This window comes from Zeimonas sediminis (assembly GCF_023721795.1).
Classification (GTDB): domain Bacteria; phylum Pseudomonadota; class Gammaproteobacteria; order Burkholderiales; family Burkholderiaceae_E; genus Zeimonas; species Zeimonas sediminis.
Genome location: NZ_JAMQYE010000001.1, coordinates 3,032,096 through 3,057,487 on the forward strand (window position 1 = coordinate 3,032,096; position 25,392 = coordinate 3,057,487).

Annotated in this window: 23 protein-coding genes and 1 pseudogene; 17 read left to right on the forward strand and 7 right to left on the reverse strand. The window is 70.8% G+C overall.

Going from position 1 to position 25,392, the window contains the following annotated elements; all coding sequences use genetic code 11:
* Positions 1-23 precede the first annotated feature (23 nt).
* Complete coding sequence (locus M6I34_RS14330) at positions 24-890, forward strand: cytochrome c oxidase subunit 3 (RefSeq protein ID WP_272486358.1); 867 nt, start codon at positions 24-26, stop codon at positions 888-890.
* 139 nt (positions 891-1,029) lie between these two features.
* Here the strand turns inward: M6I34_RS14330 and M6I34_RS14335 are convergent, their stop codons facing one another.
* On the reverse strand, positions 1,030-1,251 hold the full coding sequence (locus M6I34_RS14335) for a twin transmembrane helix small protein (protein ID WP_272486359.1): 222 nt from the start codon (positions 1,249-1,251) through the stop codon (positions 1,030-1,032).
* 78 nt (positions 1,252-1,329) lie between these two features.
* Between M6I34_RS14335 and M6I34_RS14340 the strand changes: the two genes are divergently transcribed.
* The 5 genes from M6I34_RS14340 to M6I34_RS14360 are packed head-to-tail and all read left to right on the forward strand — an operon-like array spanning position 1,330 to position 5,341.
* A complete protein-coding gene (locus M6I34_RS14340) occupies positions 1,330-2,115 on the forward strand; it encodes an SURF1 family protein (RefSeq protein ID WP_272486360.1) in 786 nt (261 codons plus the stop codon).
* Between the two features lie 7 nt (positions 2,116-2,122).
* On the forward strand, positions 2,123-2,749 hold the full coding sequence (locus M6I34_RS14345) for a cytochrome C oxidase subunit I (RefSeq protein ID WP_272486361.1): 627 nt from the start codon (positions 2,123-2,125) through the stop codon (positions 2,747-2,749).
* Position 2,750: 1 nt separating this feature from the next.
* On the forward strand, positions 2,751-3,797 hold the full coding sequence (locus M6I34_RS14350) for a COX15/CtaA family protein (protein ID WP_272486362.1): 1,047 nt from the start codon (positions 2,751-2,753) through the stop codon (positions 3,795-3,797).
* A gap of 4 nt (positions 3,798-3,801) precedes the next feature.
* On the forward strand, positions 3,802-4,701 hold the full coding sequence (gene cyoE / locus M6I34_RS14355; RefSeq protein ID WP_272486363.1) for a heme o synthase: 900 nt from the start codon (positions 3,802-3,804) through the stop codon (positions 4,699-4,701).
* Positions 4,702-4,753: 52 nt separating this feature from the next.
* A complete protein-coding gene (locus M6I34_RS14360; protein WP_272486364.1) occupies positions 4,754-5,341 on the forward strand; it encodes an SCO family protein in 588 nt (195 codons plus the stop codon).
* Here the strand turns inward: M6I34_RS14360 and M6I34_RS14365 are convergent.
* Together M6I34_RS14365 and rpoH are read right to left on the reverse strand one after the other, a co-directional pair.
* The gene (locus tag M6I34_RS14365; protein ID WP_272486365.1) at positions 5,322-6,200 is read right to left on the reverse strand and encodes a DMT family transporter; all 879 of its coding nucleotides are present in this window, start codon (positions 6,198-6,200) and stop codon (positions 5,322-5,324) included. The two genes, M6I34_RS14360 and M6I34_RS14365, sit on opposite strands and share 20 nt — an antisense overlap.
* Positions 6,201-6,293: 93 nt before the next feature.
* Entirely contained in the window at positions 6,294-7,190 is an 897-nt protein-coding gene (gene rpoH / locus M6I34_RS14370; RefSeq protein WP_418953522.1) for an RNA polymerase sigma factor RpoH, read from the reverse strand.
* A gap of 189 nt (positions 7,191-7,379) precedes the next feature.
* Here rpoH and maiA point away from each other — a divergent pair, with 189 nt between their 5' ends.
* Positions 7,380-8,024, forward strand: a complete 645-nt coding sequence (gene maiA / locus M6I34_RS14375) for a maleylacetoacetate isomerase (protein ID WP_272486691.1) — start codon at positions 7,380-7,382, stop codon at positions 8,022-8,024.
* Here maiA and M6I34_RS14380 read toward each other — a convergent pair.
* Positions 7,975-9,222: a GGDEF domain-containing protein gene (locus tag M6I34_RS14380; RefSeq protein WP_272486366.1), complete on the reverse strand. Its 1,248-nt coding sequence runs from the start codon at positions 9,220-9,222 to the stop codon at positions 7,975-7,977. The genes maiA and M6I34_RS14380 overlap by 50 nt on opposite strands.
* Positions 9,223-9,384: 162 nt before the next feature.
* Positions 9,385-10,620, reverse strand: coding sequence for a signal recognition particle-docking protein FtsY (gene ftsY, locus M6I34_RS14385; protein WP_272486367.1), 1,236 nt, complete (start codon positions 10,618-10,620; stop codon positions 9,385-9,387).
* 38 nt (positions 10,621-10,658) lie between these two features.
* On the opposite strand from ftsY, the gene M6I34_RS14390 reads away from it, so the two are divergent.
* From M6I34_RS14390 to M6I34_RS14420, 7 genes and pseudogenes are all read left to right on the forward strand, one after another.
* The gene (locus M6I34_RS14390; protein ID WP_272486368.1) at positions 10,659-12,089 is read left to right on the forward strand and encodes a M16 family metallopeptidase; all 1,431 of its coding nucleotides are present in this window, start codon (positions 10,659-10,661) and stop codon (positions 12,087-12,089) included.
* A 13-nt stretch (positions 12,090-12,102) separates the two neighbouring features.
* Positions 12,103-13,443, forward strand: a complete 1,341-nt coding sequence (locus tag M6I34_RS14395) for a M16 family metallopeptidase (RefSeq protein ID WP_272486369.1) — start codon at positions 12,103-12,105, stop codon at positions 13,441-13,443.
* Positions 13,367-14,092 (forward strand): 16S rRNA (guanine(966)-N(2))-methyltransferase RsmD, encoded by a 726-nt coding sequence (gene rsmD / locus M6I34_RS14400; protein WP_418953523.1) that lies wholly within the window; start codon positions 13,367-13,369, stop codon positions 14,090-14,092. The genes M6I34_RS14395 and rsmD overlap by 77 nt, the downstream gene beginning before the upstream one ends.
* Complete coding sequence (coaD, locus tag M6I34_RS14405) at positions 14,089-14,604, forward strand: pantetheine-phosphate adenylyltransferase (protein WP_272486371.1); 516 nt, start codon at positions 14,089-14,091, stop codon at positions 14,602-14,604. The genes rsmD and coaD overlap by 4 nt, the downstream gene beginning before the upstream one ends.
* Positions 14,591-14,926, forward strand: a pseudogene (locus M6I34_RS14410) (YfhL family 4Fe-4S dicluster ferredoxin); the annotation flags it as partial. The gene coaD and the pseudogene M6I34_RS14410, both read left to right, overlap by 14 nt.
* A gap of 97 nt (positions 14,927-15,023) precedes the next feature.
* The gene (locus M6I34_RS14415; RefSeq protein WP_272486373.1) at positions 15,024-15,500 is read left to right on the forward strand and encodes a SixA phosphatase family protein; all 477 of its coding nucleotides are present in this window, start codon (positions 15,024-15,026) and stop codon (positions 15,498-15,500) included.
* Positions 15,501-15,781: 281 nt separating this feature from the next.
* Positions 15,782-16,486 carry a GNAT family N-acetyltransferase gene (locus tag M6I34_RS14420; RefSeq protein ID WP_272486374.1) on the forward strand — a complete coding sequence of 235 codons (705 nt, stop codon included), beginning with the start codon at positions 15,782-15,784 and terminating at the stop codon, positions 16,484-16,486.
* Positions 16,487-16,538: 52 nt separating this feature from the next.
* Here M6I34_RS14420 and M6I34_RS14425 read toward each other — a convergent pair whose 3' ends face one another.
* Positions 16,539-18,038 carry a Ppx/GppA phosphatase family protein gene (locus M6I34_RS14425; protein WP_272486375.1) on the reverse strand — a complete coding sequence of 500 codons (1,500 nt, stop codon included), beginning with the start codon at positions 18,036-18,038 and terminating at the stop codon, positions 16,539-16,541.
* 106 nt (positions 18,039-18,144) lie between these two features.
* On the opposite strand from M6I34_RS14425, the gene ppk1 reads away from it, so the two are divergent.
* On the forward strand, positions 18,145-20,211 hold the full coding sequence (gene ppk1 / locus M6I34_RS14430; RefSeq protein ID WP_272486376.1) for a polyphosphate kinase 1: 2,067 nt from the start codon (positions 18,145-18,147) through the stop codon (positions 20,209-20,211).
* Positions 20,212-20,320: 109 nt separating this feature from the next.
* Here ppk1 and M6I34_RS14435 read toward each other — a convergent pair whose 3' ends face one another.
* Positions 20,321-22,081: an alkaline phosphatase family protein gene (locus M6I34_RS14435; RefSeq protein ID WP_272486377.1), complete on the reverse strand. Its 1,761-nt coding sequence runs from the start codon at positions 22,079-22,081 to the stop codon at positions 20,321-20,323.
* A gap of 482 nt (positions 22,082-22,563) precedes the next feature.
* Here M6I34_RS14435 and M6I34_RS14440 point away from each other — a divergent pair, with 482 nt between their 5' ends.
* Both M6I34_RS14440 and epsF read left to right on the forward strand, forming a co-directional pair.
* The gene (locus M6I34_RS14440) at positions 22,564-23,886 is read left to right on the forward strand and encodes a glycosyltransferase (protein WP_272486378.1); all 1,323 of its coding nucleotides are present in this window, start codon (positions 22,564-22,566) and stop codon (positions 23,884-23,886) included.
* The gene (epsF, locus tag M6I34_RS14445) at positions 23,887-25,392 is read left to right on the forward strand and encodes a chain length determinant protein EpsF (protein WP_272486379.1); all 1,506 of its coding nucleotides are present in this window, start codon (positions 23,887-23,889) and stop codon (positions 25,390-25,392) included. It begins immediately after the preceding gene.

The window sequence follows — 25,392 nt, forward strand, 5'->3', positions numbered from 1 at the left end:
ATATCTTAGGGAGAGAGAAAAACATGGCTTCGGGTGCGCGCGCTCATGCGCCTTACTACTTCGTGCCGGGTCCGTCGAAGTGGCCGCTGGTCGGAGGGATCGCGCTGACCTTCTTCGGCTTCGGCATGGCGAGCTGGTTCAACGGCGCCGCCTTCGGCCCGTGGCTGTTCGCGATCTTCCTCGCGATCCTCGTCTACATGATGGTCGGCTGGTTCTCCGAGGTGGCCCGCGAGTCCGAGGGGGGCCTATACAGCGAGCGGGTGGACGTGTCCTTCCGCTGGTCGATGGGCTGGTTCATCTTCTCCGAGGTGATGTTCTTCGCGGCCTTCTTCGGTGCGCTGTTCTACGCGCGCACGATCACGATGCCGTGGCTGGGCGACCTCGACCACCGCAGCATCCTGTGGCCCGACTTCCAGGCGGTCTGGCCGCACTCGGGTCCGGCCGGCGTCGTCGACGAGTTCCAGACGATCGGTCCGTGGCCGATCCCGACGATCAACACGCTTCTGCTGCTGACCTCGGGCGTCACCCTCACGATCGCGCACCACGCGCTGAAGGACAACAAGCGCGGCCCGCTCACGTTCTGGCTGTTCGCCACCGTGCTGCTCGGCGCGATCTTCCTCGGGTTCCAGGCCTACGAGTACCTGCACGCCTACAGGGACCTGAACCTGCGGCTCGACTCGGGCATCTTCGGCTCGACCTTCTTCATGCTGACCGGCTTCCACGGCTTCCACGTCTGCGTGGGCGCGATCATGCTGTCGGTCGTGCTGTTCAGGATCCTGAAAGGGCACTTCAACGCGGAGAACCACTTCGCGTTCGAGGCGGCGGCCTGGTACTGGCACTTCGTCGACGTGGTCTGGCTGGGCCTGTACGTCGTCGTCTACTGGCTGTGATTCGGGCGTGCCGCCGGCCCCGGTGGCCGGCGGCGGCCGGGGCCCGTGAACAGGCCCCAACGCAAAGGGGCCGCGCAACCGCGCGGCCCCTTTGCGTTGTCGAGCGCCCGCTGCCGTGGTGGGCGGGTGGCCGCGCCCGTCAGCGCGGCGCGGTCCGGCTCATCGGCACGCCGGTGCTCTGGATCCAGCCCATCTGGTGGGCGAACAGGATCAGCAGGAACAGGGCGATCGAGAAGCCCACCCGGAAGCCCAGCGCCCGGGCGGTGTTGCGGGTGCGGCCGCGATCGCGGATCAGGAAGAACAGCGCCGAGGCGAGACTTCCGATGATCAGCACGAAGGCGACGAGAATGATCCACTTCAAGGGCTTCTCCGGCGACGGGGCGCGACGAGACGAGGCCCGGATTGTATTCCTCGTCGCCGCCGACCGGGCGCGCGGACGATGAGGCCACTGCTTCGCACGGCGTTGCCGACGGTGGCCGCGCTGGCGGTCCTCGTCCTCACCGTGTCGCTCGGCAACTGGCAGCTGCGGCGCGCCGACGAGAAGCTCGCCCTGCACGCGCAAAGCGAAGCGGCCGACCGGCAGCCGCCGGTGGCGATCGCGCAGCAGGCGCTCGCCGAAGCCGATGCGCGGGGGCTGGAAGGGCGCAGGGTCGAGGCCTCCGGCCGCCTGCTGCCGGAGCGCAGCATCTTCATCGACAATCGCACGCACAAGGGCATTGCCGGGTTCCACGTCGTCACACCGCTTAGAATCGAGGGTTCGGAACGAAACGGCGCTCAGCCGCTGCACGTGCTGGTCCTCAGGGGCTGGGCTCCCCGCGATCCCCGCGAGCGAACCCGTCTGCCCGAGGTGCCGGCGCCCGAAGGGCCGGTCACGGTGACCGGCTACGCGCAGCGGGAGCTGGCGCAGACGCTGGAGCTGGCCGAGTCGGCGCCGCCGGGGCCGGACGACCGGATCTGGCAGAACCTGCGGCTCGATGCCTATCGCCAATGGTCGGGCCTGGCGCTGCAGCCACTGCTGATCCGGCAGATCGGCCCGGTCGGCGGGGCCGGGCCGGGCTTCGACGACCGACTCGTTCGGGAGTGGCCGCAGCCGGGTTCCGATGTCGACAAGCACCGGGGCTATGCCTTCCAGTGGTATTCGCTGGCGGCGGCAACCGCGGCCTTGTGGTTCTGGTTCGTCGTCTGGCGACCGCTGAAGCGGCGTGGCGGCAGGCCTGTTGAGTGAACGGAAGATGAGCGCCTCGATCGTGTCAGAAAGCCTTTCGCCGGACGAGCTTCGGCAGCGCACCCGCCGCGGCCGGCTCAAGATGCTGGCCATCCTGCTGGTCTGCGCCGCGCCGGTGATCGCCTCGTATTTCACCTATTACGTGATCCGGCCCGAGGGGCGGACCAACTACGGGACCCTGCTGCAGCCGATGCCCGACGTGACCGGCCTGTCGGGCAGCGGCGCGGACGGCGCGCCCGCCGCGCTGTCTCAGTTCCGGGGCAAGTGGCTGCTGCTCACCGGCGCCGGCGCGAGTTGCGACGCCGCCTGCGAGCGTCGCCTGTACGTGATCCGGCAGCTTCGGCTGATCGCCGGCAAGGATCGCGACCGGGTCGAGCGCGCGTGGATCGTCGGGCCGGGTACCGAGCTGCCGGCGCCGCTGCTCGCCGAGCACGATGGGCTGGTCGTGATCCGCGCTGCGGCCGGTGCCATGCTGGCGGCCGGTTTCCCGGTCGAGGCCGGTGGCCGGCCCGAGGATCACATCTGGATCGTCGATCCGCTCGGCAATCTCGTCCTCCGTTATCCGCTCGACGCGGATCCGAGCCGGATGAAGAAGGATCTGCTCAAACTGCTGAAAGCCTCGAGGATCGGCTGACATGCCCAGCGACTTCCCCGCCCCCACCCCGATTCCCGCACGCTCGCCGCTCTGGTTCCGCCGGCTCGTCGGCTTCACCGTCGTGCTCACGCTGTGCCTGATCATGCTCGGCGCCTACGTGCGACTCACCGACGCGGGGCTCGGCTGCCCGGACTGGCCGGGCTGCTACGGCAAGCTGTTCCCGACCCAGGCCAAGGAGCAGATCGCGCAGGCGGTCGCCGAGCAGGGCGGTGAGCACGGCCCGGTGTCCATGGGCAAGGCCTGGCGGGAGATGATCCACCGCTACATCGCCAAGATCCTCGGCCTGCTGATCATCGCGATCGCCGTCATCGCCTGGCGCAAGCGCGAGGCCTTCGGGCAGTCGCCTGCGCTGCCGATCTGGCTGGTCGGCGTCGTTATCCTGCAGGGCCTGTTCGGCATGTGGACCGTGACCCTGCTGCTCAAGCCCGCCATCGTCACCGGGCACCTGCTGGGCGGCCTGATCACCTTCTCTCTGCTGTTGTGGCTCTGGTTGCGCCAGTTGCCGCAACCCCGCTACCCCGATCCCGAGCAGGTGGCGGCCATGGCGGGGCCGGCACTGCTAGGGCTGGCGCTGCTGGCGGGCCAGATCTTCCTCGGCGGCTGGACCAGCACCAACTACGCGGCGCTGGCGTGCACCGACCTGCCGACCTGCCAGGGCAAGTGGTGGCCCGACGCGAACTTCGCCGACGCCTTCCACATCTTCAGGGAGCTGGGCAAGACCGGCGACGGCGAGAACCTGCCGATGCAGGCGCTGACGGCGATCCACCTGATGCACCGGATCGGCGCGGTCGTCGTGCTGCTGTTTCTCGGCTGGCTCGGGCTCAAGCTGACCAAGGTCGAGGGCCTGGGCGGCCTGGGCGCCGCGATCCTGGGGGCGCTCGCCGTGCAGTGGGCGCTCGGCCTGTCGAACGTCTACTGGAGCCTGCCGCTGTCGGTGGCCGTCGCGCACAACGGCGGCGCCGCGGTTCTGCTGGCGCTGCTCGTGGTGCTAAACTTCCGCGCTCGTCGCGCCCGACTGCAGATCTGAGGGCATGCAAGCTTCCCGTCTCGAATCGCCCGCTACGGGCTGGCGGCACCTGGCCGCCCAGTACCTCGCGCTGACCAAGCCGAGGATCGTCCTGCTGGCCGCTTTCTGCGCGCTGATCGGCATGCTGCTGGCATCCGATGGCTGGGTGTCGCCGGTCACGATGGTCGCGGGGCTCTCCGGCATCTCGCTGCTCGCGGCTGCCGGGTTCGCGTTCAACTGCCTGATCGAGCGCGGCATCGACTCGCGCATGGCGCGCACCCGCGCCCGGCCGCTGGCACGCGGCGAGATCGGCGCCACCGGCACGATCGTCTTCGCCGGGCTGCTGGGCGGCGCGGGCGCCGCGCTGCTCTATGCCTTCGTCAATCCGCTCACCATGTGGCTGACGCTGGCGACCTTCGTCGGCTACGCGGTGGTCTACACGGTGCTGCTCAAGCCGGCCACGCCGCAGAACATCGTGATCGGCGGTGCGACCGGCGCGATGCCGCCGGTGCTCGGCTGGACCGCGGTCGCCGGCGAGGTGAGCCCCGAGGCGCTGGTGCTGTTCCTGATCATCTTCGTCTGGACGCCGCCGCATTTCTGGGCGCTCGCGCTCTACCGGATCGAGGACTATCGCCGCTCCGGCCTGCCGATGCTGCCGGTCACCCACGGCCCCGAGTTCACCCGCCTCAACGTGTTCCTGTACACGCTGCTGCTGGTCGCCACGTCGCTGCTGCCCTTCCTGATCCGGATGAGCGGCTGGATCTACCTGGTCGGCGCCGTCGTGCTGGGCGGGGTGTTCCTCGGCTATGCGTGGCGGCTGTGGCGCAACTACTCCGACGCGCTCGCGCGCCGCACCTTCGGGTACTCGATCTTCTACCTCGCGGCGCTCTTTGGCGCGCTGCTGGTCGATCACTACCTGGGCTGAGGGTCCGATGCCAGCGAAGACGCCAGTGGCGTCCGCCGGCCGGCGCCGGGCAATGCGCTCGGTCGGCGCGCTGGCCGCCGCGGCCCTGCTGGTCGCCGGCCTGGCCGGCTGCGACCGGGGCGGTCCCAAGTTCCACAATACCGACGTCACCGGCTCCGGCATCGCGAAGGACGGCTTCACGCTGACCGACCACACCGGCGCCACGCGCACGCTTGCCGACTACCGCGGCAAGGTCGTAGTGATGTTCTTCGGCTTCACGCACTGCCCCGACGTCTGCCCGACCACGATGGTCGAGACCGCCGAGGCGATGAAGCTTCTCGGGCCGAAGGCCGAGCGCGTGCAGGTGCTGTTCGTGACCGTGGATCCCGAGCGGGACACGCCCGAGATGCTGGCGAAGTACGTGCCCGCCTTCCACCCGCGCTTCGTCGGCCTGTGGGGCGATCCGGAGACGATCGCCCGCACCGCGAAGGACTTCAAGGTGTTCTACCAGAAGGGCCAGCAGTCCTCGAGCGGCTCTTATTCGATCGACCACACGGCCGGCAGCTACGTGTTCGACACCGAGGGCAGGCTCAGGCTGTTCACCCGCTACGGCGTCGGCGCCCAGGCGCTCGCCGACGACATCAGCCAGCTGCTGGACTGATCCGCCGGCGGCGCGGCATCGCGGCAAGCGCCGCTGCCACCACGATCAGCGTGCCGCCGGCCAGCGTGCGCGCGGTCAGGGACTCGCCGCCGAGCCACACCGAGGTCAGCGCGGCGAACACGATCTCCGAAAGCATCACCAGCGCCGTCACCGAGGCGGGCAGCCGGGCCGCCGCGTATTGCAGCGCCAGGTTGCCGGCCAGCAGCGCGAGGGCCAGCCCGACGGTGCCTGCGATCCACAACGGCGCGGGCGCCGGCGGGGCGGCGATCGTGCCGGCGCCGGCCAGCAGGGCCGCCAGGCCGAGCGCGACCACCCCGCCGCCCACGAAGAGCGCCAGCGCGCGGGCCTCGTCGGTCGAGTCGGCATTTCGGCGCAGCAGCACGTTGACTGCCGCGAAGGCGACGCCGCCGGCCAGGCCGAGCCAGTCGGCCAGGCTCGCGGGCACCGGCACGCCGATGCCGGGCTGGTACAGCACGATCGCCGCGCCGGCGAGCGCCAGGGCCATCCGCGCCATGATCGCCGCGGTGATCCGTTCGCCGAGCAGCCAGCGCGCCAGCAGGGCCGCCCAGACCGGCATCAGGTAGAAGAGCAGGACCACCCGGACCACCTCGCCGATCATCACGCCCCAGTTGAACGCGACGTTGGTCGCGCCCGAGGCGAGCACCAGCCACACCAGCGCGGGCCTGGTCGCCAGCGCCCGCCAGGCCCGCGGCCGCCAGAGCGTGATCAGCGCCGTGGCGAGCGCGAAGGACAGGCCGGTCGCCCACAGGCTGTGCAGGCCCAGGGCGTTCAGCTGCCTGAACGGCCACCAGGACACGCCCCAGACGAAGGCGTTGAAGAGCAGCAGGGCGACGGGCAAAAAGAATGCCGCCTCGGGTTTCCCGTCGGCGGCCAAGAGGAGGGAGGAAAGGGGGATCGAGATTCGGGGGCGCCGAAGCGCCGCCCGAGTCCCTTAGGCGTAAGACGCGAGCAGACCTTTCATCTTCTGCAGCGCTTTCGCCTCGATCTGCCGGATCCGCTCCGCCGAGACGCCGAACTCGGCGGCCAGCTCGTGCAGGGTCAGGGTGCCGCCCTCGGATTCGTCGCGCAGCCAGCGCGCCTCGACGATCCGGCGGCTGCGCGGGTCGAGCTCCTCGAGCGCCTGGGCCAGCCCTTCGCCTTGCAGCCGGTCGCGCTGCCGGGCCTCGAGGACCTGGGTCGGATCGGCCTGCGGCGCGGCGAGCCAGGCGATCGGCGAATACTGCTCCTCGCCGTCGTCCGACTGCAGGTCGAGCGCCATGTCCTGGCCCGACAGCCGGGTTTCCATCTCGACGACGTCCTTTTCGCGAACGTTCAGCTCGCGGGCGATCGCGTCCACCTCGCCGGCGCTGAGCGTGCCCGGGCCCGATTTCATCGAGCGCAGGTTGAAGAAGAGCTTGCGCTGGGCCTTGGTGGTGCCCACCTTGACCATCCGCCAGTTCTTCAGGATGTACTCGTGGATCTCGGCCTTGATCCAGTGAAGCGCGAAGGAAACGAGCCGCACGCCCCGCTCGGGATCGAAGCGCTTGACCGCCTTCATCAGGCCGATGTTGCCTTCCTGGATCAGGTCGGCGTGGGGCAGGCCGTAGCCGAGGTACTGTCGGGAGATCGAAACGACCAGCCTCAGGTGCGAGAGCACCAGCTCCTTTGCGGCGTCCAGGTCCTGGCGCTCACGAAAGTTTCTTGCGAGCTCGGTTTCGCGCTCGGCCGACAGCATCGGCAGGCGGTTGACGGCCGAGATGTACGCATCGATGTTTCCGACGGCAGGCACCGCCAGCATCGACATCGAGGCGGTGGCAGGAACGATCGCGGTCGAAATCTGCTTGGACATTGGCGTTCGTTTCTCCAGATGTCCGGGGAGGCTGCCGCGTCTAAATGACCGATCGGTCAGTTCCGGACTTTTCATAAGATTAGCACTCTCGGGCCGAGAGTGCCAGACCCGGTCGTCGGGGCCGACTGATGCTAGATTCCCGGCGATCGGCCGCGGACCCCCACACACCCTGCCCGGGAGAAGACGATGCTGAAGCTCTATACCTATTTCCGCAGCTCGGCCGCGTTCCGCGTCCGGATCGCGCTGAACCTCAAGGGACTGCCGTGGGAGCCGGAGGTGATCTGGCTCCCCGAGGGCCAGCACAAGGGCGAGCCGTACATCGGGGTGAACCCGCAGGCCCTGGTCCCCACGCTGGTCGACGGGCCGCTGCACCTGAACCAGTCGCTCGCGATCATGGAGTACCTCGACGAGACCAAGCCCGGCCCGAAGCTGCTGCCCACCGACCCGGTCGACAGGGCGAGGGTACGATCGCTGTCGCTGCTGATCGCCGCCGAGATCCACCCGCTGAACAACCTGCGGGTGCTCAAGTACCTCAAGCGCGAGCTCGGCCGGGACGACGACCAGATCGGCGTCTGGTACCGGCACTGGTGCGACGAAGGCCTGGCCGCCTTCGAGCGCCAGCTCGCCGACGGCGGCGCGGGCCGCTTCTGTCACGGCGACTCGGTCACGATGGCCGACGTCTGCCTGGTGCCCCAGATCTTCAACGCGCGGCGCTACGAGACGAAGCTGGAGCGCTATCCGCGCACGATGCGGATCTTCGACGAGTGCATGACGCTCGACGCCTTCAAGCGGGCCGAGCCCGCGGCCCAGGCCGAGGCCGCGCGCGCGGGCTGACCGCGGCCTGCGCGCCCGCGCCGGTCACGCCCGGCCCGGCCACGCAGTTCCTGCCCCGGGCCTTGGCCTGGTAGACCGCGTCGTCGGCGATCGCCAGCAGTTCGTCGAAACGCAGGTCGCCGCGCTGCACCGCCAGACCGATGCTGACGGTCAGCCTGATCTGGCGCTTGCCGACCGTGACCGGCTGTGCCGACAGCGCAAGGCGGACCCGTTCCGCCGCCGCCGCGGCATCGGCCTCGCTGTGCACCGGCACGACTGCGCAGAACTCCTCGCCGCCGTAGCGCGCCAGCAGGGAGTCCGCGCGCAGGGCCCTGCGCATCGTCAGCGCCGCGCGCCGCAGTACCAGGTCGCCGGCGCGATGGCCGTGGTCGTCGTTGATGCGCTTGAAGTGGTCGAGGTCGAGCATCATCACCGCGCCGCGACGCCGCTGCGCGCGCTGGCGCGCCAGCATGCGCGGCGCTTCGTCGAGCAGGTGCCGGCGGGTGTGGACCCCGGTAAGTTCGTCGGTGAGCGCTTGCTCCAGGAGCTTTCTCGACATCCGGGCGTTCAGCATGCCTAGAACCGTCAGGGCGGTCAGCAGCGGCGACAGGGCCCAGACCAGCGCCGCGGCTTCGTGCAGGGGCGTCTCGGTGTAGACGCCGCGGGGCGCGCCCTCGATGCCGCCCGCGAGCACGTCCGCGACCCGCGCCACGGTCAGCAGCGCGAGCAGGCCGTACAGCGAGCCGAAGCCGATGCGGAAGCTTCGGCCGGTCCGCTCGCGGGCGCGCAGCGCGTGGAAGGCCGCCAGGCCGCAAAAGCCGGCGTGCAGGCCGGCGATCAGCAGGAAGCTCGCGGGCGGCGGCCAGGCCAGCAGGGTGGCCGCGTAGGCGGGCGCCGCTGCGGCAAGCAGGATCGGCGTCAGCCAGGCCGGCTGACGGCCGCCGAACAGGCCGAGGCAGCCCTGCAGCAGCAGCGCCGCCTGGCCCAGGGCCAGGATGCCCGCAACCGGCACCGGACCGGCGGCGGCATCCCTGCTCTCGAGCCACAGGACGAACATCGACGCGGCGCCGAGCGCCATCGACCAGCCGATCGGCCTGACGCCGGGCTGCTCGCGGCCGGCGGCGCTGCCCGGGACCAGCAGGATCAGCGCCGCAAGCAGGCCGGCCATCGAACCGGCGAAGAAGAGGGTAGGGAGCGCGAGGCTCAGCGGATCGGGCATGCTCGGCGACGGGCGGTCTTTGGGGGATTTCCCGAGGGATGTCGCCGCAAAGAGTAGGGGCCGCACCCTTCCGGGGCAGCGAACCGGGAACCGAAGGGGCCGGCCGGCCGACGAAAGGCGAGGGGCCCGTGATGCCGTTCACGGCGGCTGCGCCGCCGCTCGTCAGTCGAGCAGCGCCGAGGCGAACTCGTCGGCGGAGAAGCCCTGCAGGTCGTCGATGCCCTCGCCGACGCCGATGAAGCAGACCGGGATCGGCTTGTCGCGGCGCGTCCAGGCCAGCGCCGCCAGCGTGCCGCCCTTGGCCGTGCCGTCGAGCTTGGTGACGATCAGTCCGGTCACGCCGATCGCCTCGTCGAAGGCCCGCACCTGCGCGAGCATGTTCTGGCCGGTGTTCCCGTCGAGCACCACCAGCACCTCGTGCGGCGCGCCCGGCATCGCCTTGCCGATCACCCGGTGGATCTTCTTCAGCTCGTCCATCAGGTGGAGCTGGGTCGGCAGGCGGCCGGCGGTGTCGATCATCACGACGCCGGCGCCGCGGGCCCGCCCGGCGTTGACCGCATCGAAGGCGACGGCCGCGGGGTCGCCGCCCTGCTGCGAGATGACCTGCACGCCGTTGCGCGAGCCCCATTCGACCAGCTGCTCGCGCGCCGCCGCGCGGAAGGTGTCGCCGGCGGCGAGCAGGACGGTCTTGCCCTCGCGCTGCAAGTGCCGGGCGAGCTTGCCGATCGAGGTCGTCTTGCCCGCCCCGTTGACGCCGGCGATCATCATCACCAGCGGTTCGGCGGCGTCGATGTCGATCGGGCGCTCGAGCGGGCGCAGCAGGTCGGCCAGCAGCCCGCGCAGCGCCTTGCGCACGCCTTCGGCATCCTCGATCCGCTCGCGACGCACCTTCTGCCGCAGCGATTCGAGCAGGTGCTGGGTGGTCTCGACCCCGGCGTCGCTCATCAGCAGCGCGGTCTCGAGCTCCTCGTAGAGCGCTTCGTCGATCCTCGCGCCGCTGAAGATGCCGGCCAGGTTGCCGCGGGTCTTCGACAGGCCCTGCTTGAGCCGCGAAAGCCAGCCGGCGCGGGCGGGCGCCGCGGTCGCCGACGACGGCTCCTCGGCGGCGGGGGCTTCCACACCGGGGAGCGGCCTTCCGCCGACGGACGGCTCGGCGCCGGCCAGCGCGGGTTCCGGCGGAGAAGCCGACGCGGCCGGCGATACCGGGACGGACGACGACCCCGGGGCCTTCGCCTCCGGGACGCGCGACGGCGCGGCGGCAAGCGGCGACGCCTCTGCAGGCTGCGCCGGCTCGGGCGCCGATCGCTCCGCCTGCCCGGCGAACGGCGGCTGCTCCGCCGCGGTCTCGGGGACCCCGGTCGGCTGGGCGGGTTTTTTTCGACGAAGGAATCCGAACATGGCTACACTCAGCGCCCCGGATTCTACCTGTGCACACGATGCCCCATCGGATCGCTCGCCCGCTCGTCGCCGCGGCGATGCTGGCACTGTCCCCGCTGCTGCCGGCCAGGGAGGTCGTGGCGCCGGCCGTCGCGCCGACGCCCGCGGCATCTTCGACGACGGCCGCCGCCGTCACGTTCGAGCGCACGCTGCCCAACGGCATGAAGGTGCTGGTGCGCGAGGACCGCCGCGCGCCGACCGTCGTGCACCTGGTGCTCTACCGGATCGGCTCGATCGACGAGCTCAACGGGCTCACCGGCATCTCGCACGTGCTCGAGCACATGATGTTCAAGGGCACGAAGTCGCTCGCGGTCGGCGAGTTCTCGCGGCGGGTGGCCGAGCGCGGCGGGCGGGAGAACGCCTTCACCTCGCGCGACTACACCGGCTATTTCCAGCAGATCCACCGCTCGCACCTGGCCGAGATGATGCGGCTCGAGGCCGACCGGATGGCGAACCTGGTCGTCGACGACGAGGAGTTCGCCCGCGAGATCAGGGTGGTGATGGAAGAGCGCCGCTGGCGCACCGAGGACCGCGCCTCCGCGCTGGTCTACGAGCAACTGATGGCCGGCGCGTTCGTGGCCTCGCCCTACCGCAAGCCGGTCGTCGGCTGGATGAGCGACCTCGAGTCGATGACCGCCGCCGACGTGCGCGACTGGTACGCGCAGTGGTACACGCCCTCGAACGCGGTGCTGGTGGTCGCCGGCGACGTCTCGGCCGACGAGGTCTGGGCGCTCGCCGAGCAGACCTACGGCCGCATCGACGCGAAGCCGGTGCCGCCGCGCAAGCCGCAGGACGAGCCCGCCCAGCGCGGGATCCGGCGGCTCGCGGTCGAGGCGCCGGCAGAGAACCCCTACCTGATGATGGGCTACAAGGTTCCGCGCCTGGCCGACGTGGAGAACGAGGCCGAGCCCTATGCGCTGGAGATGCTGGCCGCAGTGCTCGACGGCGACGAGAACGGCCGGCTCACGCGCAACCTGGTGCGCGGCTCCCGCGTGGCCAGCGAGGTCGGCGCGAGCTACGGCCTGACCGGCCGCGGGCCGGCGCTGTTCCTGCTCGACGGCACGCCGTCCGAGGGCCAGGACACCGCGTCGCTCGAGCGCGCGCTGCGGGCCGAGATCGCCCGGATCGCGGACGAGGGCGTACGCGAGGACGAGCTGCAGCGGATCCGCGCGCAGTACGTCGCCGGCCAGATCTACAAGCGCGATTCGGTGATGGCCCAGGCGATGGAGATCGGCGGCCTCGAGGTTTCCGGCTATTCGCATCGCGACGCCGACCGGATTCTCGACAAGGTCCGCGCGGTGACCGCTGCCGACGTTCAGGCCGTCGCGCGGAAGTATTTCGGCGACGACGCGCTCACCGTGGTCACGCTGAAGCCGCAGCCGATCGATCCGAAGGCGCAGCGCAGGCCGCCGCCGGCCGGGCGGCACTGAGCGAGGGGCGACGATGCTGAAGACGATTCTGCGCATGCGCGCGCGGGTGCTGGCGGCGCTGGCGCTGGCGCTGCTGGCCGGCGCCGCCCAGGCGGCCCTGCCGATCCAGCACTGGACCGCCTCGTCGGGAGCGCGGGTCTATTTCGTGCGGGCAGACGCGATCCCGATGCTCGACCTGAGCGTCGAGTTCGACGCCGGCGGCCGCTACGACCCGGCCGGCAAGACCGGCCTCGCGTCGCTGACCAACGCGATGCTGGCGCGCGGCACCGACGGCGACCGGCCGATGGGCGAGGCCGAGATCGCCGAGCGCTTCGCGCGGATCGGCGCCCAGCGCGGCGGGGGGGCCGGCGACGACCGGGCAGGCGTGAGCCTGCGCACGCTGACCGGCAAGGCCGAGCTCGACGAGTCCGTGTCGCTGCTCGCCCGGATCCTGGCCGCGCCGAGCTTTCCCGAAGCGGTGCTCGAGCGCGAGCGCCAGCGCTGGATCCTGTCGATCCGCGAGGCGGGCACCAAGCCCGAGACGATCGCGCGTCGCAGCTTCGGCGAACTGCTCTACGGCGATCACCCCTACGGCCGCGAGGCCGCCGAAGCCACCGTCGCGGCGATCGCCCGCGAAGACCTGGTCCGCTTCCACCGCGACCACTACGACGCGCGCCGCGCGGTCGTCGCGATGATCGGCGCGATCACCCGCGAGCAGGCCGAGGCGATCGCCGAGCGGCTCACGAAGGACCTGCCGGCGGGCGCGGACCGGCCCGGGCTGCCCAAGGTCCGGCGGCTCGGCGAGGCGGTCGAGCGCCGGATCGCACACCCCGCCTCCCAGAGCCACATCCTGATCGGCGCGCCGGCGATCGAGCGGGGCCACCCGGACTTCTTCCCGCTGTTCGTCGGCAACTACGTGCTGGGCGGCGGCGGCTTCGTGTCGCGCCTGTACAGCGAGGTGCGCGAGAAGCGCGGGCTGGCCTACAGCGTGTACTCGTATTTTTCGCCGCAACTGCAGCCCGGGCCCTTCACGATCGGCCTGCAGACGCAGAAGGCCCAGACCGGCGAGGCGCTGAAGGTGGTCCGCGAGACCCTCGAGCGCTTCGTGCGCGAAGGGCCGACCGAAAAGGAGCTCGCCGCGGCCAAGGACAACCTGGTCGGCGGCTTCGCGCTGCGGATCGACTCCAACCGCAAGATCCTCGACAACCTCGCGATGATCGGCTTCTACCGGCTGCCGCTCGACTACCTCGAGCGCTGGACCGACCGCGTGTCGGCGGTCACGCTCGAGCAGGTTCGCGATGCCTTCGCGCGCAACGTGGACCCCGCGGCGCTGGCGACGGTCGTGGTCGGCGACGGTGAGCCGGGGCCGCGCTGACGCGGCCGGCGCGCGGCGCGCCGGCGGCCACCGGCCGCGGGGGGCCGAGGCCCCGCATCGCGTGCGGATCGTCGGCGGCGACTGGAAGCGCACGCCCTTGCGGGTGCCCGACGTGCCGGGCCTGCGGCCGACGCCGGACCGGGTGCGCGAGACGCTTTTCAACTGGCTGGGCCAGTCTCTGGCGGGACTGCGCTGCCTCGACGCCTTCGCGGGCAGCGGCGCGCTGGGGCTGGAGGCCGCATCGCGCGGGGCGTCCCGCGTGCTGATGATCGAGCGTGATAGGGCCGCGCTCGCGGCGATCCGCGACACGATCGCCCGGCTCGGCGCGGGCGATCGCATCGAGCTGGTCGCGGGCGATGCCCTCGCCGAGATCGACCGGCGAGCGGCCGCAGGCGAGCGCTTCGACCTGGTCTTCCTCGATCCGCCCTTCGGCGGCGGCCTGGCGGCCAGGGCGCTGGCCCGGCTGGCCCCGCTGCTGGCGCCCGGCGCCAGCGTCTACGTGGAGAGCGAGGCGCCGGTCGAGCCGCCCGAGGGCATGGCGCTCGCGCGCTCGGGCCGCGCGGGTCAAGTCCATTATCATCTGTTCGTCGAGGCGGCCGGCGAGGGCCGCGCCGGCCCCGAGGCCGGCGAACAGGGAGAGAACGAATGACCAGGGCGATCTATCCGGGCACCTTCGACCCGCTCACGCGCGGGCACGAGGACCTGGTCCGGCGAGCGTCGAAGCTCTTCGACACGGTCGTCGTGGCCGTGGCCGACAGCCGCGGCAAGCGGCCGATCTTCACGCTCGAGGAGCGGATCGCGATCGCGCGCGAGGTGCTCGCGCCGTATCCGAACGTGGAGGTCGTCGGCTTCTCGGGCCTGCTGGTCAAGTTCGTCAAGGCCCAGAACGGCGACGTGGTGCTGCGCGGCCTGCGCGCGCTCAGCGACTTCGAGTACGAGTTCCAGCTGGCCGGCATGAACCGCCACCTGATGCCCGAGGTCGAGACGATCTTCATGACGCCCACCGACCAGTACCAGTTCATCTCTGGCACGCTGGTGCGCGAGATCGCGCTGATGGGCGGCGAGGTCGAGAAGTTCGTCGCGCCGCAGGTGCAGGCCTGGCTGCGCCGCAAGCTGGTCCAGCTCGGCGCCGCCGAGGCCGGCGACGAAGCGGCGTCATGACCGGCTCGTCGGCGCGACGAACCTTCCTGCGGAGCGAGCGGAGGCCGACCACATGGCCTTGATGATCACCGACGAGTGCATCAACTGCGACGTTTGCGAGCCCGAGTGCCCGAACGACGCGATCTTCATGGGCCCGGAGATCTACCAGATCGATCCGGACAAGTGCACCGAGTGCGTCGGCCACCACGACGAGCCGCAGTGCGTGCAGGTCTGTCCGGTGTCCTGCATTCCGAAGGACCCGTCGCGTCCCGAGACGCACGACCAGCTGTTCGCGAAGTACCTGCGGCTGCAGGCGCAGGAGAAGGCGGCCTCGAAGGCCTGAGCGGCCGGCGCGCGGGGCCATCGGACCGGGCGCGGCCGGCGGCCGTCATCGAACCGTCACCGCCCGGCGCGACTATCCCGGTTTTCCGGAGCCCGAAATGGACCTGATCCTCTGGCGGCATGCCGATGCCGGCGACGCGGTCGACGATCCGAAGGTCGACCTCGAGCGACGCCTGACCGACCGCGGCCGAAAGCAGGCCGACCGGGTGGCGCGCTGGCTGCTCGCGCGGCTGCCCGAGCGCTACCTGGTGCTGGCCAGCCCGGCGGCGCGGGCCCGCGAGACCGCCGCGGCGCTCGGCGTGAAGGCCCGCACCGAGCCGAGGATCGCGCCCGGGCTGGACGTGGCCGATCACCTGGCCGCGCTGAACTGGCCCGAGGGGCCCGAGGGCCGGACCCGCTACGTCGTCCTCGTCGGCCACCAGCCGGCGCTCGGGCGCCTGGCCAGCCTGCTGCTGTCCGGCGCCGAGGCCGACTGGAGCGTGAAGAAGGGCGCGGCCTGGTGGCTGTCGACCCGCGAGCGCGAGGGCAGGGCGCAGATCGTGCTGCGCGCGGTGATCGGGCCCGACCTGGTCTGACGCCTTCCCGCGTGGCCGCCGGCTCCAACCGCAGTCCGGCGATCGCTCGCCGTCCGCCGGCCGGCGGGCTTCACCGAAGCTTCATCGATCCGTCACGCGGCTGCAAAGCCGGCCGGTCAGGCTGTTCTCCGAACAGGCAACGGAGAACAGCCTTGTCGGCAATACTCGAAAGACCGGATGCACAGGCGCGCGCCGTCCGCCCCTTCGGCGGTGTCGCGGACGCGCATCGCGCGCGCGCCGGCGCGGCGCGGGCCCCGCTCGCCGTCGCGGGAAACCTCGAAGTGCGGCTCGCCCGCGACCAGGCGGAAGTCGAGCGCGCGATGCGGCTGCGCTGGCAGGTCTTCGCGGGCGAGATGGGCGCCGCGCTGCAGTCGCCCGAGGGCATCGACCGCGACGTCTTCGACCCCTTCTGCGAGCACCTCGTCGTCGTCGAGCGCGACACCGGCGACGTGGTCGGCACCTACCGCCTGCTGATGCCGGGCGCCGCCCGCCGGCTCGGCTGCCTGTACGCCGACGGCGAGTTCTGGCTGACGCGGCTCGCGCCGCTGCGCGAGCGGATGGTCGAGCTCGGTCGCAGTTGCGTGCGCGCCGACCATCGCTCCGGCGGCGTGATGATGCTGCTCTGGTCGGGGCTGGGCGCGCTGCTCGCGCGTTCCGAGGTCCGCTACCTGATCGGTTGCGTCAGCGTGCCGATGGACGACGGCGGCGGCTTCGCGGCGAACCTGTACCGCGAGCTGGCGGCGCGCCACCTGGCCGACGACACGCTGCGCGTCTGGCCGCGCAAGCGGCTGGAGGCCGAGCGCCATGCGCCGCTCGCCGGCGTGGTGCCGCCGCCGCTGGTCAAGGGCTACCTGCGCGCCGGCGCCTGCCTGCTCGGCGAGCCGCACGTGGACGCGCAGTTCAATTGCGCAGACTTTCCGATGATGCTCGACCTGGACGGGCTGAAGGCGCGCTACCGGAGCCGCTTCGTCGGCGGGCGGGGCTGAGGGGAGCGGTGTCGCGCAGGCGGCTGGCCGGAGATCCGGTGCCGCGGCGCGTTCAGATCGTCTGGTAGGCGAAGCGCCCGAACACCTTCGCCTCGTTCCACAGCGCCGCTTCGTCGACCAGGCTCGCGTGGGCCAGCGGCTGGCGCGCGGCCCAGTCGCGCGGCACTTCGAGGCGCAGCCCGCCCCGCTTGAAGAAGAGCGCGGGCAGCGGCACCTCGTCGCCGTCGCGCGCCCGGTGCAGGATGCGCGCGACCCGCAGCGCCACCACCATCAGCCAGCCCAGCTCGTCCTCGATCCGGCCGCGCAGCTTGCGCAGCCCGCCGACCTGCGCGAGCGCGAGCAGGGCCAGCGTCTCCTGCTCGGGGCGCGAGAAGCCGGGCATGTCGGCCCAGCTGAGGATGTAGGCCGAATGCTTGTGGAAGCCCTCGTGCGAGATGCTCATTCCGCACTCGGCGAGCAGCGCGGCCCACTCGAGCAGCCTGCGGCGGGCCTGGAGTTCCTCCTTCGACGCGCGGGCCCCCTGGTCGAACAGCGCGAGCGCGGTGTCGCGCACGCGGGCCGCGTGGCGCGCGTCGATTCCGTGCCGCTCGATCATCCGCCTGACCGTCAGCACGCGCGGGTCGGCGCCCTCGGCGCGGCCCACCAGGTCGTGCAGCACCCCGTGGCGCAGGGCGCCGCCGCAGTAGTCGAGCGACTCGATGCCGAACTCGTCGAAGGCGGCCAGCATCACGGCCAGGCCCCCTGCCAGCACCGGCCTGCGATCCGTCTTCAGGCCCTGCAATTCGAGCGCGTCGGCGCTGCCGGCCTGGAGCAGCGCGTCCCGGATCAGGGCGAGCCCCTCGCGATCGAGCGCGGGCCGGCCGAACTCGAGACGGGCGATCTGCACGAGCGCCTTGGCCGTCCCGGAAGTGCCGACCGCGTAATCCCAGCCCGCTTCCAGGAAGGGTTGCGAGAGTTCCTCGAAGCGCGCCCTCGCCACCGCGTAGGCGTGGCCGAAGCTCTCCTCGCCGACCGTCGCGTCGGCGAAGAAGCGGCGCGTCAGCGCCACGCAGCCGACGCCGGCCGAGTCGAGGATCCCGGGCTCGAAATCGCTGCCCACGATGCACTCGGTCGAGCCGCCGCCGATGTCGATCACCAGCCGGTTCAGGCCGTCGCGAGGCAGCGCGTGCGCCGCGCCCAGGTAGATCAGGCGGGCCTCCTCGTGGCCGGAGATCACCTCGATCGGGAAGCCGAGCGCCGCCTCGGCGGTGGCCAGGAAGTGCGCGGCGTTGCTCGCCACGCGCAAGGTGTTGGTGGCCACCGCGCGCACCGCGTGAGGCGCGAACGAGCGCAGCCGCTCGCCGAAGCGCGCCAGCGCCTCGACGCCGCGGGTCTGCGCGTCGGCGTCGAGCGAGCCGTCGTCGCGCAGGCCGGCCGCCAGCCGCACGGTCCGCTTCAGGTTGTCGATCGGGTCGATCCGGTGGGCGCCGGCCTCGGGCGCGACGCGCCCGATCATCAGCCTGAAGCTGTTCGACCCGAGGTCGACTGCGGCGAGCAACTGTTCTTCCGGCATGCGTGGGCTTGTGGCATCTTCGAATCTGGCTCGACAGTATGGCAAATCCGTGTCACCTCGCCCTTCCGTAACCAGATCGTCACGAAAGCGGGGCAAGATTCGCGCGATGAACGACGCGGCCTCCGCAGGCCCCCACCTGCTCAATCGGGAGCTCGGCATCCTCGCCTTCAACGAGCGGGTGCTCGCGCAGGCCGAGGACCCGGCGATGCCGCTGCTCGAGCGGCTGCGATTCCTCACGATCGTCAGCAACAACCTCGACGAGTTCTTCGAGATCCGGATCGCCGAGCTCAAGCAGCTCAGGCTGCGCGGGCGCGAGCCGGCGGATGCCCGGGCGGCGCGCGACGAGATCGTCGACCGGGCGCGCAAGCTGGTCGAGCGCCAGTACGCGCTGCTCAACGGCACGATCCTGCCGGCGCTCGCCGCGCACGGCGTGGTCATCCACCTGAGCGGCACCTGGACCGAGGCGCAGCGCGCCTGGGCCGAGCGCTACTTCGATTCCGAGGTCGAGCCGCTGCTCACGCCGATCGCGCTCGACCCCTCGCACCCGTTCCCGCGCATCCTGAACAAGAGCCTGAACTTCATCGTCGAGCTGCAGGGCCAGGACGCCTTCGGCCGCCGGGCAGGCGTGGCCGTCGTGCAGGCGCCGCGCGTGCTGCCCCGGGTGCTGAAGGTGCCGCCCGAGGTCTCGGGGGCGCCGCACGGCGTGATGCTGCTGTCCTCGATCGTGCAGGGCTTCGTCGACCGGCTCTTCCCCGGCATGACGGTGCGTTCGGTGCACCAGTTCCGGCTCACCCGCGACAGCGACCTGTTCGTCGACGACGAGGAGGTCACCGACCTGCGCGAGGCGCTGCAGGGCGAGCTGTCGCAGCGCCACTACGGCGACGAGGTGCGGCTCGAGGTGTCGGCCGGCATCCCCGATTCGCTGGTAGCGCTGCTGCTGCGCGAGTTCGAGCTCGACGAGCACGACTGCTACCGGGTGGCGGGGCCGGTCAACCTGGTCCGCCTGCAGCAGGTGATCGACCTGGTCGACCTGCCCGAGCTCAAGTTCCCGCCCTTCGAGCCGGCGGTGCCGGCGCCGCTTCGCAACAAGGACCTGTTCGCGGCGATCCGCAAGCACGACATCCTGCTGCACCACCCCTACGAGTCGTTCGCGCCGGTGATGGAGTTCCTGGTCAGCGCCGCGCGCGACCCGAAGGTGGTGGCGATCAAGCAGACCGTGTACCGCACCGGCGCCGACTCGGCGCTGATGCAGGCGCTGATCGACGCGGCCCAGTCGGGCAAGGAGGTCACCGTCGTCGTCGAGCTGATGGCCCGCTTCGACGAGGAGACCAACATCAACTGGGCCGACAAGCTCGAGCGGGCCGGCGCGCACGTGGTGTACGGAGTGGTCGGCCACAAGACCCACGCGAAGATGGCGATGGTGCTGCGTCGCGAAGAAGGGAAGGGCGGCACCCGGCTGCGCCGCTACGCGCACCTGGGCACCGGCAACTACCACCCGAAGACCGCCAGGCTCTACGAGGACTTCGGCCTGTTCACCGCGAACGAGGACATCTGCAGCGACGTGCACGAGGTGTTCCGGCGGCTCACCGGGCTCGGCCAGCGCGGCACGCTCAGGCAGCTCGCGCAGGCGCCTTTCACGCTGCACGAGATGCTGATCGCATCGATCCGGCGCGAGGCCGCCAACGCCCGGGCGGGGCGCAAGGCGCGGATCGCCGCCAAGGTCAACGCGCTGCTCGAGCCCACGGTGATCGAGGCGCTCTACGACGCCAGCAATGCCGGCGTGAAGGTCGACCTGATCGTTCGCGGCGTGTGCGCGCTGCGACCCGGCGTGCCCGGGCTGTCGGAGAACATCCGGGTGCGCTCGATCGTGGGCCGCTTCCTCGAGCACAGCCGCGTCTACTACTTCTGGAACGGCGGCAAGAAGGACGTCTGGCTGTCGTCGGCCGACTGGATGGACCGCAACCTGTTCAGGCGGGTCGAGGTGGCCTTCCCGGTGCGCGACCGCAAGCTGCGCGACCGGGTGATCGAGGAGGCAATCGAGGTCCACCTGGCCGACAACCTGAACGCCTGGGTGATGGACTCCGACGGGCGCTATGCGCAGCGCAAGGCGCGCAGGGGTGCGAAGCGGCGGCAGGCGCAGGTGGAGTTGCTGGGGGGGTTGGCGGGGGGGTGAGTCGCACCAGAAGCAGGGCGCAGGCCACGGCGCTCGCCGCATGCCGGATTCCCCTGCCGGGTTTGCCGCACCCCTGCCGTCGGGGCCTTCGGGCGTGGTCGGGGGCAGGCTATCCGGGGGGCCGCGTGTCGAACAGCGGCCGCCCGTCGTAGTGCCCGGGTAGCGGGTGGTCCATCATCCGCAGGATCGTCGCCGCGAGATCCGCGGCCTCGGACTCCGGGAGGCGCATGCCCGCCGGGATCCCGCGTCCAGTGGCAGCGACGAAGCCCCGATTCCAGTGGCCGCCGGCCCGGAAATGCGGAACAGGGCCGATCCGGCCTATGTCCGGGCTGTCGACGACATCGGTGATGTGCTCCTCCCACAGAACGTCGAGGTCGAACGCGGGCAACCCAGGCAAGTCCCCCAGGTCGTCCGCACGGGTCCTGTAGACCTCCTTGACGAGCGGACGGCCGGACCGGCCATCCGTCAAGCGGCGGAGAATCCGCGTGACTTCGTCGCACACGCGGTGATACTCGCCCGGCGCAACGATGCCATCGCGATCGCGCCCCTGGAGATTGATCCGGATCCGTCCCTTCGTGAACCCGGGCAGGGCAAAGGCCTTCATCCGCGGCCAGAGCGGGCGATACCACATCGACGGATGCCACAGCATGGCATTGGCCTGCGCTTCGCCCGAGAACGGCGACGCCAGGCCGTTGAACGATGCCTTCAGGAGCCGGCCCGGCAGGCACGACCGGACGAAGCGGATCGGCCAGGGGGCGTTGTTGTACCGCGACCATAGCTCCCCGACCCACGAGTCTCGCCGGGCGGACGTGAGGATCTCGCCGGGCGGGCTCCCCTCCTTCCCGGGGCCCAGCGCGATCGATCCGGGAAAGCACCACCTGTACAAGGTCTCCGACAGGACGACCGAACTCAGCAGGTCGCTGTAGTTGGGACCCATGCCGTGGAGGGAGAAGCACACGAAGAACGCGTCGGCCGGTGCCGCGGCCATGAGCTTGCCGATCGCGCGGTCCACGTCCTCGTAGACCTTTCGCAGCGGGTCCCCGGCGCCCTCTCCCCCTGTCAGGGGGGCGTTGAGGGGATGGTCCGGCTGGCTGTAGCAGTAGACGTCGTGGCCGGCGCTGTGGGTTTCGGAGAAGACCGCGAGGAAGAGGTCCCACTCGTCTCGCGCGAGCAGATCCTCGCAAACACCGACTCGCGCGTCGACGCTCTCCGCGAGTGCCTCGTCCAGCCACTTCACGTAGCGCCGGTCCCACCAGATGCCCGTGTCGTTGTGGAGGACCGGGTTGCGGCCGTGCCTTGCGACGATCTCGCCGAGGAGCCCGTCGGGGAGGGACCTGCTCTCCGTGTGAGGGAAGTGCCCGCCCCAGCCGAGGACCTGGAGGCCCTTCACGCGGTCGGAAAGCCGCGCCATCGGGACGTCGAGCACGGCGACCTTCTTCGACTCGCCCAAAGCGTAGAACGGATCGAAGTCATCGAAGGCGGGAGATCCTTCGTCCAGATTCCGGATCTGGTACCGGTCTGGAAAGTACTCCATCGAGTCCCACGCGCCCGTCTTGGTCGGCTTGCAGCCGGTGGCGAACTCAACCCACAGCGGCTCGGTGGAGAAGGCCTCCATGCGCTGCCCGTGCAGCTCGACCGTGCTCCGCAGCCGGCCGTATGCACCCTCGGCCTGCATTCGAGCGAGGTTCGGAAGGCGCCCCTCGGCGATCCACTTCTCCACGAGCACGGGATCGGCGCCGTCGAGCCCTATGGCCATCACCCTGCTGCCCTTCTTCTGCATCTCGGGGTCCGTCACGATATCTGACAATTCTTTCATGACAGGCGTCGCGGGCGGGTGACCGTTTTCACGGCTCTGCGTGAGGCCGGCCATCGGGATCGGAGATACCCGCGAGAACGCGCGCGCTGCCCGCCCGAAGGCGACCGCGACAGCGTAACCCGCCCGGGACGCGCGGCCTTCGAAAGTGCGGTTCGCTGGCGGGGCTTGCGGCCGTGAATGCGGTCACTGCGGCATTCCTGGCCGTGTCGCTGTGGCGATCCCGGTGCGCGTGCGCGATGTCCCGGCCCGTCCGCCCCGGGGCGGGGCCGGCCGCGAAGCCGGGTATGATCGGGTTTCACGGCCGCGCGGGGCGCAGGCCGTACGGCCGTCGGCCAGCCCCCGCCGGGGGCGCTCCGCGGGACATGTTGCGCGCGCGAGGCCACCGGTTCCGGGTGAGTCCTCCATCGGATGCCGAATTCCGCACGGTCCCGCCCGCGGTATCGTGGAAGACTTGCGCCGGTGCAACATTCGGCAGGGAGCGGTAGATCCATATGCTCAAGACTGGCAAGTCCGGCCCCGGCTCGGCGGCGCCGGCGTTGGCGGCCGGCCAGCTGGACGCCGAGACTGCGCCCAGGCAGGGCGCCCGGCTGCGGGTGCTCTTCGCGCCCGCCGAGGCGCATCCGACCTACCGCCCCGATGTGAGCCTCCTGTTCGGCCGCTTCCTGCCGGCGCAGGGCGTGGATGTCGACCTCGTGGCAGTTTCTCCCGCTTCTGCAAGCGATGCCCCGTGGGAGGGAGGTGCCGCCCACATCAGACGCTTCGGCGGAAAGCTGTCCTTCGCGTGGAGCGACCTGCTGCAGCAGCTTTCCCTGCTTCGCCTGGCGCGCATGGGCTACGACGCGCTGGTCGTGAGGGACAAGCCGCTGCTGGGCCTGGTCGGGCTGGTCGCGGCAAAGCTGGCCGGGATTCCGTTCGTCTACTGGATGTCGTTTCCGATGGCCGAGACGTACATCGTGATCGCGAGGAACGACGACGGCGGAGAGAGCTTCGTCCGCCGGGCCTACGCCTGGCTTCGCGGGCACGCCAGTTCGGTCGCTCTGTACCGGGTGATGCTTCCGCTTGCGGAGTACGTCTTCGTGCAGTCGCCGGCGATGCTGGAGTACGTTCGCGCCCGGGGGCTCCGACACGAGAGGGTTTCCGCGGTGCCGATGGGGGTGGACACGTCGCGCATGCCGGACGCCTCGAAGGCCGGAGACATCGCCTCCCGGCCGGGCGGGCGCGCGGCCGTCTACCTCGGAACGCTCGAACGTCTCCGGCGCCGCGAACTCGAGGCGATGGTCGACGCCGCTCGGGAGGTTGCGGAATCGGTGCCCGATTTCACGCTGCTGGTGATCGGGGAGGCGGAGTCGCCGGACGAACGGGGCTGGCTGAAGGCTTACGCCGAGGCGCAGGGCGCGTCGCATTGCACGCGCTTCTTCGGCTGGCTGCCCCATCAGGAAGGGCTTGCGATCGCGGCGACCGCCACGTTAGGCTTGTCACCGATTCCCCGCGACGAGCTCTTCGACATGGGATCGCCGACCAAGGCCGTGGAGTACCTGGCCCTGGGACTTCCCGTGGTCTGCAACGACCAGCCGGACCAGGACCAGGTCGTCCGGGAGAGCGGTGGCGGATACTCGGTTCCGATGACCTCCGGCGCCTTCGCCGGGGCCATCCTCAGCGTGTTGCGGGACCAGGCGCGGGCCGCGGAGATGGGGCGGCAGGGCAGGGCCTGGGTGGCGAGGCATCGTGACTACCGCTGGATCGCGGCCGACGTGGCCAGGGCGCTCAAGGGCGCGTGCGGAGGGCGGTCCTTCGCGGAAGACCCTGCCGCCGCAAGGGACTCGCAGCGGGTGGAAGGCGAGGGCCGGCGCCGTGATTAAATGCCTTCCCTCTGGGCAAGGTCCGGTCAGAATCGCGGCTGCGGCCGGCAGTTCGACCTCGTGCGCAAAGCGGACATCAACATGAATCTCGGGCTCCTCCTTCGAATCCTGAAATCGCGGCTCGGCCTGATCGCGCTGATCCTCGCGGTCACCCTCGGTGCAGTGGGCACGGCAAGTTTCCTGATGCCGAAGGTCTACAGTTCCTCCACGGTGGTCTTCGTCGACGTCAAGTCCCTCGACCCCGTCCTCGGAAGCACGGTGCCGTCGCCGCAGACCGTTCGGGGCCTGCTGGCCACGCAAAGGGAGATCGTCGAGAGCGACCGGGTGGTGCACGCCGTCATCCGCGAGATCGGCCTCGACAAGGATCCGGAGACCGTCGCAGCGTGGCAGCAGGACACCGGCGGCACCGGCGACATCCTGACCTGGCTCAGCACCGGGATGCTCAAGAGCCTCAGCGTCACACCGTCGAACGAAGGCACGACGCTGACCATCACCTACGAAGCCAGGAATCCCAAGACCGCCGCCGACCTGGCCAACGCATTCGCCCGACAGTACGTGCAGGCTATCCTGGCTCTGCGGGCCGAGCCCGCCAAGCAGAGCGCGGACTACTTCGAGGAGCAGGTCGCCGCCTACCGCAAGAGGCTGCGCGAGGCGCAGGCGAAGATGTCCGCCTTCCAGCAGTCCAGCGGCATCGTCGCCACCGACGAGCGCCTGGACATCGAGAACCAGCGCCTTCAGGAGCTCTCGACCCAACTGGTGGCCGTCCAGGGGATGGCGGCCGAAAGCCGTGCGCGGCGTGCAGCGATCGATCGAGACGGCCGGGAAGCGCTGCCGGAAGTCGTGAGCAGCCCGCTGGTCCAGGCGCTCAAGACGGAGCTCGGGCGCGCCGAGGCAAGGCTCCAGGAGATGTCCGCGCGCCTGGGCGTGAATCACCCCCAGTACGTCAGCACCAGGGCCGAGGTTGCGGCGCTGTCTTCCAGGCTGAACGCCGAGATCGAGAAAGTCTCGCGGAGCGTCGCCGCTGCTGCATCGACGAACGTGCAGCGCGAGGCGGAGATACGAGCAGCCCTCGACGCGCAGAGAGAGAAGGTGCTTCGCCTCAGGAAGGACCGAGACCAGTTGCTCGCCATGGAACGCGAGGTCGCGGATGCCCAGCGGGCTCTCGATCTCGTTGCGCAGCGGTTGACGCAGACGAACCTCGAGAGCCTGTCGCCGCAGTCCAACCTCAGCATCCTTTCGCCGGCCCTGGTGCCCGCGGAACCCGCCCGGCCGCAGCCCTTGCTCAACATGATCGTGGGCGCGTTCGTGGGTCTCCTGCTGGGCCTGCTGGCGGCGCTTTCCATCGAGGCGCTCAAACGGCCGGTGCGGACCGCCGAGGACCTGCTCCAGGCCGTGGAGATCCCCGTGCTCGCCGTGCTTCCGCCGTCCAGTACACGCCGCGCTCAGCGACTGATCGGAAGCACGGGGCCGTCCGTGGCGCCGCCGAGCCTGCGGCTGGGCAACTGA